The sequence below is a fragment of the Enhydrobacter sp. genome, from assembly GCF_030246845.1.
Classification (GTDB): Bacteria; Pseudomonadota; Alphaproteobacteria; order Reyranellales; family Reyranellaceae; genus Reyranella.
The window spans coordinates 4,264,256-4,277,666 of sequence record NZ_CP126889.1 but is presented as its reverse complement, the minus strand read 5'-3'; the positions used below and the strand labels follow the sequence as shown (position 1 = coordinate 4,277,666).

General features: G+C 65.9%; 13 protein-coding genes and 1 other RNA gene. 8 read left to right on the top strand and 6 right to left on the bottom strand.

The features are described from left to right. Window positions 1-13 precede the first annotated feature (13 nt). The 3 genes from ffs to OJF58_RS21355 all read left to right on the top strand — a co-directional run bounded on the left by ffs (window position 14) and on the right by OJF58_RS21355 (window position 2,304). Window positions 14-108, top strand: an RNA gene (gene ffs, locus OJF58_RS21365) — signal recognition particle sRNA small type. 91 nt (window positions 109-199) lie between these two features. After that, window positions 200-1,975: a DNA polymerase III subunit gamma/tau gene (locus OJF58_RS21360; protein ID WP_300779782.1), complete on the top strand. Its 1,776-nt coding sequence runs from the start codon at window positions 200-202 to the stop codon at window positions 1,973-1,975. Next, complete coding sequence (locus tag OJF58_RS21355; RefSeq protein ID WP_300779781.1) at window positions 1,975-2,304, top strand: YbaB/EbfC family nucleoid-associated protein; 330 nt, start codon at window positions 1,975-1,977, stop codon at window positions 2,302-2,304. Before OJF58_RS21360 ends, OJF58_RS21355 begins: the two co-directional genes overlap by 1 nt. Before the next feature lie 56 nt (window positions 2,305-2,360). On the opposite strand, the gene OJF58_RS21350 is transcribed toward OJF58_RS21355, so the two are convergent. Beyond that, window positions 2,361-2,705, bottom strand: coding sequence for a DUF559 domain-containing protein (locus OJF58_RS21350; protein WP_300779780.1), 345 nt, complete (start codon window positions 2,703-2,705; stop codon window positions 2,361-2,363). Between the two features lie 47 nt (window positions 2,706-2,752). Between OJF58_RS21350 and recR the strand changes: the two genes are divergently transcribed. From recR to OJF58_RS21325, 5 genes are all read left to right on the top strand, one after another. Then, the gene (gene recR, locus OJF58_RS21345) at window positions 2,753-3,346 is read left to right on the top strand and encodes a recombination mediator RecR (protein WP_300779778.1); all 594 of its coding nucleotides are present in this window, start codon (window positions 2,753-2,755) and stop codon (window positions 3,344-3,346) included. A gap of 10 nt (window positions 3,347-3,356) precedes the next feature. Further along, a complete protein-coding gene (locus OJF58_RS21340; protein WP_300779777.1) occupies window positions 3,357-3,956 on the top strand; it encodes a DUF4126 domain-containing protein in 600 nt (199 codons plus the stop codon). A 64-nt stretch (window positions 3,957-4,020) separates the two neighbouring features. Further along, window positions 4,021-4,755, top strand: coding sequence for an arginyltransferase (locus OJF58_RS21335; RefSeq protein WP_300779776.1), 735 nt, complete (start codon window positions 4,021-4,023; stop codon window positions 4,753-4,755). A gap of 153 nt (window positions 4,756-4,908) precedes the next feature. Continuing rightward, on the top strand, window positions 4,909-5,454 hold the full coding sequence (locus OJF58_RS21330) for a TRAP transporter small permease subunit (protein ID WP_300779775.1): 546 nt from the start codon (window positions 4,909-4,911) through the stop codon (window positions 5,452-5,454). Next, the gene (locus tag OJF58_RS21325) at window positions 5,454-7,043 is read left to right on the top strand and encodes a TRAP transporter large permease subunit (RefSeq protein WP_300785345.1); all 1,590 of its coding nucleotides are present in this window, start codon (window positions 5,454-5,456) and stop codon (window positions 7,041-7,043) included. The genes OJF58_RS21330 and OJF58_RS21325 overlap by 1 nt, the downstream gene beginning before the upstream one ends. A 56-nt stretch (window positions 7,044-7,099) precedes the next feature. Here OJF58_RS21325 and OJF58_RS21320 read toward each other — a convergent pair whose 3' ends face one another. The 5 genes from OJF58_RS21320 to recO all read right to left on the bottom strand — a co-directional run bounded on the left by OJF58_RS21320 (window position 7,100) and on the right by recO (window position 13,365). Next, window positions 7,100-8,206 carry a TRAP transporter substrate-binding protein gene (locus tag OJF58_RS21320; protein WP_300779773.1) on the bottom strand — a complete coding sequence of 369 codons (1,107 nt, stop codon included), beginning with the start codon at window positions 8,204-8,206 and terminating at the stop codon, window positions 7,100-7,102. Window positions 8,207-8,367: 161 nt separating this feature from the next. Further along, a complete protein-coding gene (locus OJF58_RS21315) occupies window positions 8,368-9,474 on the bottom strand; it encodes a TRAP transporter substrate-binding protein (protein ID WP_300779772.1) in 1,107 nt (368 codons plus the stop codon). Between the two features lie 65 nt (window positions 9,475-9,539). Next, on the bottom strand, window positions 9,540-10,346 hold the full coding sequence (locus OJF58_RS21310; RefSeq protein ID WP_300779771.1) for an undecaprenyl-diphosphate phosphatase: 807 nt from the start codon (window positions 10,344-10,346) through the stop codon (window positions 9,540-9,542). Between the two features lie 4 nt (window positions 10,347-10,350). Then, the gene (gene parC, locus OJF58_RS21305) at window positions 10,351-12,594 is read right to left on the bottom strand and encodes a DNA topoisomerase IV subunit A (protein WP_300779770.1); all 2,244 of its coding nucleotides are present in this window, start codon (window positions 12,592-12,594) and stop codon (window positions 10,351-10,353) included. 54 nt (window positions 12,595-12,648) lie between these two features. Next, entirely contained in the window at window positions 12,649-13,365 is a 717-nt protein-coding gene (recO, locus tag OJF58_RS21300; protein ID WP_300779769.1) for a DNA repair protein RecO, read from the bottom strand. Window positions 13,366-13,411: the final 46 nt, after the last annotated feature.

Below are 13,411 nucleotides of genomic sequence, written 5' to 3'. Positions count from 1 at the left end.
ATATAACCGCCTCGAGGGGCCGGTGTGGGCGGAGCAGTCGCCAACCCGGTCAGATCCGGAAGGAAGCAGCCGTAACGAATTCGCTTCGGGTCATGCCGGTCCCTCACCCGTTGCCTTGCGCGCGCCGTCGCCGGGCCGGGCCGCCCGGGCGCGACGACCGCCCGGCCAGAAGGGCCGCGGCGCATCGAGGGTGAGCGCCATGGCGAAAGCCACCACAGTCTCCGGGGAGCAGGAGCAACTCCCCTATCGCGTCCTCGCCCGCAAATACCGTCCCGTCGATTTCACCACCCTGGTCGGCCAGGAGGCGATGGTGCGCACCCTGCGCAACGCCATCGCCTCGGGTCGCATTGCCCATGCCTTCATGCTCACCGGCGTGCGCGGCGTGGGCAAGACTACCACCGCCCGCATCATCGCCCGAGCACTCAACTGCGTCGGCGCCGACGGCAAGGGCGGCCCGACCGTCGATCCCTGCGGCGTGTGCGAGCATTGCAGAGCGATCAGCGAGGATCGTCATATTGACGTAATCGAAATGGACGCAGCGTCGCGCAGCAAGGTCGAGGAGATGCGCGAACTGCTCGATGGCGTACGCTACAGCCCGCAAATGGCGCGTTACAAGGTGTACATCATCGACGAAGTGCACATGCTGTCGGACAAGGCCTTCAATTCGCTTTTGAAGACGCTGGAGGAGCCGCCGCCGCATGTGAAGTTCCTGTTCGCCACCACCGAGATCCGCAAGGTGCCGGTGACGGTACTGTCGCGCTGCCAGCGCTTTGACTTGAAGCGCGTGCCGCAGGAAGTGCTGGTCGCGCACTTCGCCAAGATCGCCGAGGCCGAGAAGGTCGAGATCTCGCCCGAGGCGCTGGCGCTGCTGGCGCGCGCCGCCGACGGCTCGGTGCGCGACGGGCTCTCCATGCTCGACCAGGCGATCGCCCATGGCGGCGGCGTGGTCGACGCCAACCAGGTGCGCGACATGCTGGGCCTCGCCGACCGCAACGGCGTGCTCGACCTCTTCGAGAAGACCATGCGCGGCGATGCGGCTGCCGTGGTTGCGGCACTGGGCGAGATGCACGATTCGGGCGCCGATCCCGTGGTGATCCTGCAGGACCTGCTGGAGCTCACGCACTGGGTGACCAGGCTCAAGGTGGCGCCCGAAGCCGGCGCCAGTTCGGCCGACAGCGAGCGCGCACAGGGGCTCGCGATGGCGAAGAAGCTGTCGATGGCCTCGCTGACGCGCGCCTGGACGCTCCTGATGAAAGGCCTGAAGGAGACGCTCAACGCGCCCTCGCCCGTGCGCGCGGCCGAGATGGCCTTGATAAGGCTTTGCTACGTCGCAGAGCTGCCCTCGCCTTCAGACGTTCTCAAGACGCTGCAGAACGGCGGCGGTGTGCCGGCGGGCGCGACCAACGGCGGCAGCGGGCCTGCGCCTCGACCCGGTGGCGGCGGAGCCGCGGCGGCGCGTGTCGCCGCGCCCGCGTCGGCGGTCGCCTCCCAACCTGCACCGGCAACGCCCGCGCCCAGGACCTTCACCGAAGTCGTGGCGCTCCTGGAGACGAAGCGCGAGGCTCGGCTGGTGCACCACCTGATGCATCACGTTCACGAGGTGCGGTGCGAACCGGGCCTGATCGAGTTCCGGCCCGAGCCGGCGGCGCCCAAGGATCTGGCAGCGCGGCTCAGCGGGTTCCTGGGCAACGTCACCGGCCGGCGCTGGATCGCCTCGGTCTCGCGTGACGAAGGCAAGCCGACGCTCGCGGCACAGAAAGCCAGTCGCGGCGATGCGCTCCGGACCCAGGCCGAGAACAACGCCATCGTGCAGGCGATCCTGAAGACCTTTCCCGGTGCCAGGCTCGAGACGGTGCGGCGCAAGGGCGAGGAGACGTCGCTGGTCGCCGGACTGCACGCGCCGACCGCCGATGACGAACCGCCGGCGGCGGAAGACTATCCGGTCGACGACGACATCCCCGAAAGCGAGTACTGATGTTCGACAAGCTCAAGGATCTGGGCGGCCTGATGCAGCAGGCCCAGCAGGTGCAGCAGAAGGTGCAGGAGCTGCAGGCGCAGCTCGAGCGCATGGAGATCGTAGGCAGCTCGGGTGCGGGCCTGGTGAAGGTCACCGTCAACGGCAAGAACGAGACGCGCCGCGTCGAGATCGATCCTTCCCTCTTCAAGCCCGAGGAGAAGGGTGTGGTCGAGGACCTGATCGTCGCCGCTGCCAATGACGCGCGCGGCAAGGTCGAGCAGACGGTCCAGGAGCAGATGCGCTCCATCACCGGCGGCCTTCCCCTGCCGCCCGGCTTCAAGCTCTGATGCTCGAGGGTCATGCACCTCTCCTCCCGAGGGGGAGAGGCTGGGTGAGGGGGATTCTAAGCGGGAGAATGAAGCGCCAACTGGATTGTGCTCCAGATTCCCTCCGGGTTTTGCATGACCTCGTTCGCCCAAAAGCGGAGGATTCGCCAGCCTTCGCGCTCCATGGCCTTCGTTCGTCGAATATCGGCGTCGACTTGAAAGGCGTAGTGTTCCCCGTCTATCTCGATCACCAGTTTCCTGGATATGCAGGCAAAGTCGGCAAAGTACGGATCAATCGGATGCTGGCGCCGGAATTTGACACCTGCCATACGACGGTCGCGGAACATCTCCCAACAGATGCGCTCGGCACGACTGCTGTCGCGGCGCAATTCGCGCGCTCTCTTGATGCTGTCGTCGCTCACGCCCCCTCACCCGACCTCTCACCCTCCGGGGGAGAGGAGCATGATATATGAACGGGCCGGAGATCGAGCGGCTGATCCAGCTCCTGGGGCGGTTGCCGGGGTTGGGGCCGCGGTCGGCGCGGCGGGTGGCGCTGCATCTTCTGAAGAAGCGCGAGGTGCTGATGCAGCCGCTGAGCGCGGCGCTGGCCGATGCGGCACGCGCCATCAGGCCGTGCTCGGTATGCGGCAACCTCGACACCGTCGATCCCTGCTCGATCTGCGCCGACCCGCGCCGCGACGCGGGCCTCATCTGCGTGGTCGAGGATGTCGGCGACCTCTGGGCAATGGAGCGCGGCAAGATCTTCGCCGGCCGCTACCATGTGCTGGGCGGCACGCTCTCGGCGCTCGACGGCATCGGCCCGGACGAGCTCAATATCGGCGGCCTTCTGCGACGCGTACAGGAAGGCGGCATCCGTGAGGTGATCGTCGCTACCAACGCCACCGTCGACGGTCAGACCACCGCCCACTACCTGGCCGAGCGCCTGGCCGGAACCCAGGTGCCGCTGACGCGCCTCGCCCATGGCGTGCCGGTGGGCGGCGAGCTCGACTGGCTCGACGAGGGCACGCTGGCGACCGCGCTAAAGGCGCGGCGCGCCCTGTAAGCGGGGCCGCATGAGCGGCGACACGCTCGCTGCCGTGGCGGTCGCGCTCGGCGCGGGCTGGGCGAGCGGCCTCAACCCCTACGCCGCCGTCCTGATCCTGGGCGGCGCCGAGAAACTCGGCCTGGTCACCCTGCCGCCCGATCTGCAGGCGCTGGCCTCACCGTGGGTGCTGGGCGTGGCCGGGTTCCTGTTCGTGCTCAACTTCCTCGCCGACAAGATACCCTTCGTCGACAGCGCCAACGACGTGCTGCACAGCCTCGTGCGCGTGCCGGCGGGCGCCCTGCTCGCCTATGGCGCCGCCGACCAGCTCGGTCCCGAGGCGGCCGTGATCGCGGGCCTGCTCGGCGGCACGCTGGCCGCCGGCACGCACATCGCCAAGACCGGCTCGCGCGCCCTGATCAACACCTCGCCCGAGCCGCTCAGCAATATCGCCGCCTCGCTGACGACCGACGGCCTAGTGGTCGCCGGCCTGATGCTCGCCCTCCTCCATCCGCTCGTCTTCCTCTGTGTCCTGGCGGCGTTCGTCGTCGGCCTGATCTGGCTGCTGCCGAAGCTGGTGCGCCTGGCGCTCCAGCCCTTCCGCCGACTGTCCGGCCGCCGGCAGGGATGAAATGAAATAGCGTCGTTACGGCTTTCCTTCGCGGCCGATCGCGCTACACTCTCGACGAGCGATCATGTTCATCCGCCAGAACCTCCAGACCCTGCGGTTTTTCCGCACCACGCCGGCGATGCGCTGTCCGTACCTGCCGCACCGGCTGGAAACGAAGCTCGTCACCGAGCTCAGCGGTCCGGATGCGATCTCCCAGCACGACACGCTGACCGATGCCGGCTTCCGGCGCTCGCATCATTTCGTCTACAAGCCGTTATGCGACGGCTGCCGCGCCTGCGTGCCGGTCCGTATCCGCGTCCGTGACTTCGAGCCGAACCGGGCCCAGCGCCGCATTCAGCGGCGCAACGAGCATGTCCATGCCGTCGAGACCCAGGCGCTGGCGACCGGCGAGCAATATGCCCTCTTCTCGCGTTACGTCATGGCCCGCCATCACGACGGCGACATGGCCGACATGGATTTCGACGACTACCGGGCGATGGTCGAGGAAAGCCCGGTCGACACCGCCATCATCGAGTTCCGCGACGATTCGGCCGAGGGCCGGCTGGTCGGCGCCTGCCTCGTCGACTGGCTGTCGAGCGGCGTATCGGCCGTCTACAGCTACTTCGACCCCCAGAACCCGCGCCGCGGGCTGGGAACCTATATGATCCTGTGGCTGGCCGGCGCGGCGGCGCGGCGCGGTCTGCCCTATGTCTATCTCGGCTACTGGATCGCCGATTCGAGCAAGATGGCCTACAAGCGCTCCTTCCGGCCGCTCGAATTCTTCGGCCCCGAAGGCTGGATGGAACTGCCCACTCCCTAGGCAGATGCCACGGGTGGATCGACTTGACGCACCCCCGCCCCTTTCACAATCGCGCGAAGCCCTAGCGGGACTGAAAGGACCACGTTATGAGAGCGCCTGCCTCGGGGGGGCGAAACGGGCTCAGAAGAACGAAAAAGGTAGTCGGGGAGAGCAATGCGCTTCCTGCTGAAGTTCAGCGCGGTTGTCGACATAGTCAACGAAAAGATCGGCGTCGTCTGCAACTGGCTGGTGTTGCTGGCCTGTCTCGTCAGCGGCGGCAACGCCATGGTCCGCTACGCCTACGACACGAGCTCGAACGCCTGGCTCGAGGTGCAGTGGTACATGTTCGCCGTCATCGTCATGTTCGGTGCGGCCTACACGCTGAAGCGCAACGAGCATGTACGCGTCGACCTTCTCTACATGATGCTGGGCCGGCGAGGACAGCTCTGGATCGACATCCTGGGCACTCTGATCTTCCTCCTGCCCACCTGCCTCATCCTGGCGTGGCTTTCGTGGCCCTTCTTCATGCAGTCCTATGCGATCGGTGAGCATTCGTCCAATGCGGGCGGGCTGCTCCGCTGGCCGATCAAGGCAGTGCTGCCGCTGGGCTTCCTGCTCGTGGCTCTGCAGGGCGTCTCCGAGCTCATCAAGCGCATCGCCTTCCTGATCGGGATTCCCGTCGAGAGCCTCGAGGCCCACTACGAGAGGCCGACGCAATGATCATCCCGCTCGAGTGGATGCCGCCGCTCATGTTCGCCGGCCTCGTGGTGTTCATGATCATCGGCTATCCGGTCGCGTTCTCGCTGGCAGCGGTCGGCTTCTTCTTCGGCTTCCTGTCGATCGACTTCGGCTACTTCACCCTGCCCTTCATGCAGGCCATTCCGGGCCGCGTGTTCGGCTCGATCCTGTCGAACGAGCTGTTGCTCGCCATCCCCTTCTTCACCTTCATGGGCGCGATCCTGGAGAAATGCGGGCTGGCCGAGGACATGCTGGAATCGATGGGCCAGCTCTTCGGCCCGGTGCGCGGCGGACTCGGCTATTCGACCATCATCGTGGGATTCATCCTCGGCGCCATCACCGGCACGGTGGCAGCGCAGGTGATCGCGATGGCGCTGATCACGTTGCCGATCATGGTCCGCTACAAGTACGACATGCGCTACGCCACCGGCGTGCTGGCGGCCTCGGGCACCATCACCCAGCTCGTGCCGCCCTCGCTGGTGCTGATCGTGCTGGCCGACCAGCTCGGCCGCTCGGTGGGCGACATGTATCTCGGAGCGTGGGGCCCCTCGATCCTGCAGATCGTGCTGTTCATCGGCTATACCTTCTATCTCTCGATCGTGAAGCCGGCCGCGCTGCCCCCGGTGCCGCGCTCGCTGTTCGGCAGGAAGCTGCTGATCAAGTGCGCCTGGGGCATCATCCCCGCCGCCGTCCTGATCTTCCTGGTGCTCGGTACCATCATGATGGGCCTCGCGACGCCAACCGAGGCCGGCGCCATGGGCACGATCGGCGCGATCGTGCTGGCCGTGGTGCGCAACGCGCCGCTGACCATGTTCGACAAGTGGGCCTTCGGCGCGGGCTGCGCCGCCGCCGTGGTCGGCTTTTTCATCGGCCTGTTCGCCTTTGAATCGCTTGCCTTCAAGGCCGCCTTCACGGTCATGTTCGCGGCCATCGTCTGGCTGTGCTGGCGGGCCTGGGAGGTCAAGGAGCTGCGCGACCTGATCGTGCAGGCCTTCCAAGCGACCATGCGCATCACTGCGATGGTGGCCTTCATCCTGGTCGGCGCCACCTGCTTCTCGATCACCTTCCAGGGCGTCGACGGCAACCGCTGGGTCGAGCACCTGATGTCGAGCCTGCCCGGCGGCGTCTGGGGCTTCCTGATCGTCGTCAACCTGTTCGTCTTCTTCCTCGCCTTCTTCCTCGACTTCTTCGAGATCGCTTTCATCATCGTGCCGATGCTGGCGCCGGTGGCGCAGAAGATCCTCGAACCGGTGGTCGGACACGACGCGGCGCTGATCTGGTTCGGCGTGATGCTGTGCGTGAACGTGCAGACCTCGTTCATGCATCCGCCGTTCGGCTTCGCACTCTTCTACCTGCGCTCCGTCGCCCCCAAGGAAGTCAAGAGCTCGGACATCTACTGGGGCTCGATCCCGTGGGTGGTGCTTCAGCTCTTCATGGTGGTGCTGGTGATTTCCGTGCCGAAGTCGGTCACCTTCTTCCTCGAGCCGGCGGAGAAGGTCGATCTGAACAAGATCAAGATCGATCTGCAGCCGCCACCGGCCGAGGACAACGCCGCCCCGATCTTCAAGTAGCCGACCCGGAAAAAAGCCCCGCAAATGCGGGGCTTTTCGTCGAAGACGCGTGACCGTCAGAGCTTGTTGGCAGCCGACTGGTGGGCCATGAAGTTGTCGTAGGTGTTCTCCGCCACCCGGAACCACAGCACCTCGTCCTTGCGGAACGCCGTCATCGAATCGTACACCTTCTTGAAATTGGCGTTCTTGGCCATGATGTCGGCATAGATGTCGTTGGCCGCCTTGAACGAGGCCTCCATGATGGCCGGCGAGAAGGGATGCAGCTTGGTGCCGCCCGCGACCAGCTCGCGCAGCGCCTTCGGGTTCTGCGCATCGTACTTGCCGGTCATCCAGGAATTGGCGGCCGCGCAAGCGGCGCGCAGGATCTCCTGATAGTTCTTCGGCAGTGCGTTCCACTTGTCGAGGCCGACGAAGACATGGAGCGCGGCGGTGCCTTCCCACCAGCCGGGATAGTAGTAGTGCGGCGCGATCTTGTTGAAGCCGAGCTTCTGGTCGTCGTACGGCCCGACCCATTCGGCCGCATCGATTGTGCCCTTCTCCAGCGCCGGGTAGATGTCGCCGCCCGCGATCTGCTGCGGCACCGCGCCGAGCTTGGCCATGACCTGCCCGGCCAGCCCGCCGATGCGGATCTTCAGTCCCTTGAGATCGTCGACGGTGTTGATTTCCTTGCGGAACCAGCCGCCCATCTGGCAGCCGGTGTTGCCGGCGACCATGCCGTAGACCTTGTAGCCCTTGTAGAAGTCGTTCAGCAGGTCCTCGCCGCCGCCGAAGCGGCTCCAGGCATTCATCTGACGCGTGTTCAGGCCGAACGGCACCGTGGTGCCGAGCGCAAAGGTCGGATCCTTGCCATAGTAGTAGTAGGATGCCGTATGGCCCATCTCGACGGTCCCGTTCTGCACGGCATCGACGACCTGCAGGCCGGGAACGATCTCGCCCGCGGCGAAAACCTTGATCTCGAACTTCTTGTCCGTCGCGTCGGAGACGACCTTCGCCAGATATTCGGCGCCGCCATAGAGCGTGTCGAGCGACTTGGGGAAGCTCGAGGTCATGCGCCACTTGAGTTCGGGCATCGACTGCGCGATCGCCGGCGCGGCCACAGTGGCGCTTGCGGCGACGGCGGCGCTTCCCACCCCCGCGGTACGCAGGAACTTACGACGTTGCATTGAACTATTCCTCCCTCAACCTTGCGCTTGTTGTCGAGCATTTCGCTACGCAAGCGGCCGGAGTTATGACATAGCGCAGGGAGGATGAAAAGTGGCGGGGCCACGGGCCCATAAAGAAAAGCCCCGCGGATGCGGGGCTTTCTCCAGCTCGATGCCTGACGTCAGAGCTTGTTGGCCGCCGACTGACGGGCCATGAAATTGTCGTAGGTGTTCTCCGCCACCCGGAACCACAGCACCTCGTCCTTGCGGAACGCCATCATCGATTCGTAGACCTTCTTGAAGGTGGCGTTCTTCGCCGTGAGCTCGGCATAGACCTCGTTGGCCGCCTTGAATGCCGCGTCCATGATGGCCGGCGAGAAGGGCTGCAGCTTGGCGCCGCCTGCGACCAGCTTGCGCAGCGCCTTGGGATTGTCGGCGTCGTACTTCGCCGTTGTCCAGTTGTTGGTATCGGCGCATGCCGCCTTGACGATCGCCTGATAATGCTTGGGCAGGGCATTCCACTTGTCGAGGCCGATGAACATATGGATCGCCGCGTTCCCTTCCCACCAGCCGGGATAGTAGTAGTTCGGCGCGATCTTGGCGAAGCCGAGCTTCTGGTCGTCGTACGGCCCGACCCACTCGGCCGCGTCGATCGCCCCCTTCTCCAGCGCCGGATAGATGTCGCCGCCAGCGATCTGCTGCGGCACCACGCCGAGCTTGGCCATCACGTTGCCGGCGAGCCCGGCAATGCGGAACTTCAGGCCCTTCAGGTCGTCCACGGTATGGATCTCCTTGCGGAACCAGCCGCCCATCTGCGCCGTCGTGTTGCCGGCCGCGATGCCGTGGATCTTGTAGCCTTTGTAGAAGTCGTTGAGCATGTCGCTGCCGCCGCCCTCGGTCAGCCACGCGTTCATCTGGCGGGTGTTGAGGCCGAACGGGACCACCGTGCCCAGGGCGAAAGTCGGGTCCTTGCCGAAGAAATAGTAGGAGGCGGTGTGGCCGATCTCGACCGTGCCGTTCTGCACGGCGTCGACGACCTGGAGGCCGGGCACGATCTCGCCGGCGGCGAAGATGCGGATCTGGAACTTGTTGTCGGTCGCCTCCGCCACGATCTTGGCGAAGCGCTCGGCCCCGCCATAGAGCGTGTCCAGAGATTTGGGGAAGCTCGAGGTCAGACGCCAATTGAGCTCGGGCATGGACTGGGCGATCGCAGGCGCCGCCACTGCGCCGGTGGCCGCCGTCGCCGCGGCCCCGATGCCCGCGTTGAGGAGAAATTTACGCCGTTGCATCTACTACTCCTGACTGCTCCAAAACGGTGCCGGCTTATGGCACGCGCTCCGAGGCGCCGGAAGTATCAATGCAGGAGCAGGAGAACGATCGCCAAAGCGCCGATCGCTATGCGGTACCAGGCGAAGGCCGCGAATCCGTGTCGGCTGATGAAGCGCACGAAGGGACCGACGACGACCAGCGCCGAGAGGAACGCGGCGATGAAGCCCAGCGCGATCACGGCACTGCCGTTCCAGCTCAGATCGTTCCAGTTCTTGTAAAGGTCGTAGACTCCCGCCCCGATCATCGTCGGCATGGCGAGGAAGAAGGAGAACTCCGCGGCCGTAGCACGGTCCACGCGAAAAGCCCGCGCGCCCATGATGGTGGCGCCCGATCGCGACACGCCGGGGCACATGGCGAGACACTGGCAGACCCCGATCCAGAACGCCGTCCTGAAATCGACGTCGTCGACCGACTTGATGCGCGGCCGCTGCACCAGCCGCTCGATCACCAGGATCGCAATGCCGCCCAGCAGCAAGGCGACGGCCACCACCATGGGGCTGTCGAGAAGCTCCTTGATGTACTTGAAGGCGATCACGCCCACCACGGCGGCGGGCAGGAAGGCGATCAGCACGGTGCCGGCGAAGCGCATTGCCCTGGGCTCGCGCTCCATCACGCCGGTCACCGTGGCCCAGAGCTTGGCGCGATAGAGGACGCAGACGGCGAGAATCGCGCCGAGCTGGATCACGATATCGAACACCTTGCCGGGAGGGCCCTGGAAGTCGAGAACGATCTCGGACAGGACGATATGCCCGGTCGAGGACACCGGCAGGAACTCGGTAAGGCCCTCGATGACGCCGATCACCAGCGTCTTCCAGATCAGCGCCGGCTCCATCCGCTCAGGTCCTGAAACGCGTGGCGCGAGGCCAGCCCTTCTCCGGCATGCGGCCGGCCTGCGCCCGCTCGCCGCGCCAGAACTTGAGCTCGGCCGCCGGGATCAACCGACTGGCCCAGGGCAAGCCGTCGGCCAGCCTGAAGGCCTGGGCATCCGAGAGCTGGTCGGCTTTGGACTTCTGCAAGAGCACGCCGCGGCCGCGGCCCATCTCGGGCACCTGCTCGATCGGGAAGATCAGGAGCTTGCGGCCCTCGCTCAGTGCCGCGATCGAATCGGCGCCCCCGGGCACGACAGACAAGACCACCGCCTTCTCGCCGTCGGCGAGGTTCAGGACCTGCTTGCCGTTCCTGGTCTGCGCCACGACCTCGTCCTCGGGCACGACGAAGCCGCGGCCGGCGTCCGACGCGACCAGGAATTTGCGCCCCCCTTTCAGCACTTCGAGCTGGACGATGTCCTGCTCGTTGCCGAGCTCGATCATGAGCCGCACCGGCTCGCCATGCCCACGGGCGCCAGGCAGCCGATCACAGGGCAGCGTGTAGAACCGGCCGTTGGTCCCGAACACCAGGATCTTGTCGGTCGACTGCGCATGGACCGCGAACCTGGCCTGGTCGCCTTCTTTGTACTTGAGCTCGGCCGCGGCCTTGTCGTCGAGATGGCCCTTGGCGGCGCGGATCCAGCCCTTCTCCGACAGCACCACCGTGACCGGCTCGCGCTCGACGAAATCCTCGACCGCATGTTCGACCTCGGTGGGGGCGTCGGCCAGCTCGGTCCGGCGCCGGCCGAGCACCGTCTTGCCGCCGAACTTGTTCTTGATCTCCTGCACCTCGGCCGCGATCGCCTGCCACTGCAGCTTCTCCTCCTTGAGAAGCGCCTTCAGTTCCTTGCGCTCGGCGGTGAGCTTCTTGTGCTCGCCCTTGATCTCGAACTCCTCGAGCCGCCGCAGGGCGCGCAGCCGCATGTTCAGGATCGCCTCGGCCTGCAGGTCGGTGAGCCCGAAGGCCCTGATCATCTTCGGCTTGGGCTCGTCCTCCTCGCGGATGATCTTGATCAGCCTGTCGAGGTTGAGATAGGCGATGAGGTAGCCATCGAGGATCTCCAGCCGCCGCTCGATCTCGGCCAGCCGGAAGGTCGAGCGCCGGATCAGCACCTCGCGACGATGGTCGAGGAAGGCCTGCAGCGCCTGGCGCAGGTCCATCACACGCGGCGTGTTGTCCTTGTCGAGGACGTTGAGGTTGAGCGGAAAGCGGATCTCGAGATCGGTCAGCTTGAAGAGCTGCTCCATCAGGAGCTCGGCCGGCACGTTGCCGGTGCGCGGATCGAGCACGATGCGCACGTCGTCCGCCGATTCGTCGCGCACGTCTTCGAGGATCGGCAGTTTCTTGGCGGTGATGATCTCGGCGACGCGCTCGATCAGCCTGCCCTTCTGGACCTGGTAGGGAATCTCCGTGACGATGATGCGATACTGGCCGCGCGGCAGCTCCTCTTTGATCCAGCGCGCGCGCAGCCGGAACGCGCCACGCCCGGTCCTGTACGCCTCGACGATCGACTCGCGCGGCTCGACCAGCAGGCCGCCGGTCGGAAAGTCCGGACCCTTCACCAGATCGACCAGCGTCTCGATACGCGCGTTGGGCGTGCGGATCAGATGCAGGAGCGCGTCGCAGAGATCGCCCGCGTTGTGCGGCGGGATGGAGGTCGCCATGCCGACGGCGATGCCGGCCGCGCCGTTGGCGAGCAGGTTGGGGAAGCCGCCGGGCAGCACGACCGGCTCCTGCGCCGAGCCGTCGTAGTTCGGCCGGAAGTCGACGGCGTCCTCGTCGATCCCCGCCAGCAGCGCCTCCGCGACCTCGGTAAGGCGCGCCTCCGTGTAGCGCATCGCCGCCGGATTATCGCCGTCTATATTGCCGAAGTTCCCCTGCCCCTCGATCAGCGGATAGCGGGCGGAGAATTCCTGGGCGAGGCGCACGAGCGCATCGTAGATCGACTGATCGCCGTGCGGGTGGTACTGGCCGATCACGTCGCCGACCACGCGCGCACTCTTCTTGAAGGCGCTGTTCGGATCGAGCCGGAGCTGCCGCATGGCATAGAGAAGACGACGATGGACCGGTTTCAGACCGTCGCGCACGTCGGGCAGCGAGCGCGACATGATGGTGGACAGCGCATAGGACAGGTAGCGCTCCTGGAGCGCCTGCCCGAATTGCACCGGCTTCACGGCGGCGAGCGGAACGACGTTGGTGCTGCGTTTGGCCATCGACCGGGACGTAGAGGGGAAGCGGCTGCGATCGGCGCTGCAGCCATCGTTGTTCTAGCGGAGCAAGGCTTCCATAAATCTCGACCGCGCGGGAGGCAAGGGCTTGTTGTGTGGCCAAAATACGTGCCGCTCGAGAAAATGGGCGGCAAGATCGAGACCTTGGCGCAGCTCGTTGTCATCTTCCGGTAAGCCACCGGTGGACAGAAAGGCCGGCAAGGGAAGCAGCCTCTCCTTGTAAGGCTCGGCCGCCGCGCGCGAAACCGCACGGCCAGTCTTGGGCGAAACATAGGCGAGATCGCGCGTGGTTGCCGACACCGCGCATTTCTCGAGATCGAGCCCGAAGCCCAGCTCCTGCAGGAGGCCGAGCTCCAGCTTCACATAGATGGCAGGCCAGCCGGCATGGCCGAGCGCGGCCAGGAAGGCCTGGAAGCCGTCGAACACCGCCGGATGCGGCTCGCGCTCGGGCAGCGCGGCGTCGACGACGGCGCAGGCCGCCGCCAGCCCCGCCAGCTCGACCGCGTCGTCGAGGGCGCGCGCGGCATGCGCCTCGCGCAGCTCGCCCGTGAACGTGCCGAGCTGCTCGGCGAGCCGCGCCCGCCATTCGACCTCGACCAGGTTGCCCGATTGCCACACCGGCCTCGCCCGGCGCGAAACGCCGCCATGGACGAAACCCGCATGGCGGCCATGGTCGCGCGTCAGCAGCGAGACCACCCGTCCGGTTTCGCCATGGGGCCGGTTCGCCAGCACGATGGCGCGGTCGTTCCATTCCATGCGCGGGATATGACCGGCTTTTTCATTCCGTTCAAATGGACAGGAG